At 38.0% G+C, this 1,066-nt stretch carries 2 protein-coding genes; both read left to right on the top strand.

The features are described from left to right. The coding region (locus J4051_RS18825) for a hypothetical protein (RefSeq protein ID WP_208235432.1) at positions 1-181 on the top strand (181 nt) is incomplete at its 5' end. Positions 182-241: 60 nt separating this feature from the next. Next, on the top strand, positions 242-706 hold the full coding sequence (locus J4051_RS18820; protein ID WP_208235431.1) for a transposase: 465 nt from the start codon (positions 242-244) through the stop codon (positions 704-706). Positions 707-1,066 lie beyond the last annotated feature (360 nt).

The following is a 1,066-nucleotide window of genomic DNA, read 5'->3' as shown; positions in this document are numbered from 1 at the left end:
TAAAATTTATCGTTACGAAAGACGTGGGATACCTACAGCATCTTTTTTCGGCGTAAAATTTAATTTTTACAAGCCGTTGAGACAAAATGCGATCGATATGGAATGGATTCCAGGGGAATCCGACGTTTGTAGAAAGAATTATTATTTTGCGCAACGACCCTGTAGGGGTCGAACATTTTAATTGCCGTTTGCTGATCAGATTCAAAAATTGCTTAAATTCATTCAATTTTAATTTTGTGAAATGCCCAATACGTTTACCCAGCTTTATGTCCAGATTATCTTTGCCGTCATGCATAAGAACGCCTTGATAGATCAATTGTGGGAAGAACGATTATATCGATATATTACCGGAATTGTTCAAAATAAAGGCAATAAAATGATTGCTATTAATGGCATGCCTAACCATATACATTTGTTTATTGGCTTGACAACCGAAATTAGCATGAGCGATTTGGTAAGAGAAGTTAAAAAATCAAGCACGAATTTCATCAATGGAGAGCAGCTGTCTTCAAATAAATTTCAGTGGCAACCGGGATATGGCGCATTTTCTTTTGGGCGTTCTGACATTGATCCAATTGCTAAACATGTAATGAACCAAAAGGAATATCATAAAACCATCAACTTCAAGAAAGAATACCTCGGGCTACTGAAAACATTTAAGGTGGATTATAATGAAAACTATCTCTTTGATTGGTTGGAGGATTAAAACAATAATATTTTTCAATTGGTACGACCCTTACAGGGTCGTAAACTGCGTGAATATTTGGCTACAAACGTGAGATGCCGATGGCATCTTTTTGGTTTCAATTGTCATAAGCGTTTTATCTGAACGCTGATGCATTATTGAAACGCGCGGAATTGATGCCGGCGAATTAAATAATTGAACTAAACTCAATCGGTGCGACCCCTACGGGGTCGTGAATTGCGCGAACATTTGGGGCTATAAACGTGGGATGCCGATGGCATCTTTTGGCTTATTGTTTCAATTTGCACAAACAATTCCACAAATGTTCGATGCCTATGGCATCTTTTGGGCTTCAACTGTCATAAACGTTCGAGGTGGATG

Origin of the sequence: Gelidibacter pelagius, from assembly GCF_017581925.1 — a bacterium.
Classification (GTDB): Bacteria; Bacteroidota; Bacteroidia; order Flavobacteriales; family Flavobacteriaceae; genus Gelidibacter; species Gelidibacter pelagius.
The sequence above is the reverse complement of the archived record's forward strand: the minus strand, read 5'-3'. Positions and strand labels throughout refer to the sequence as shown.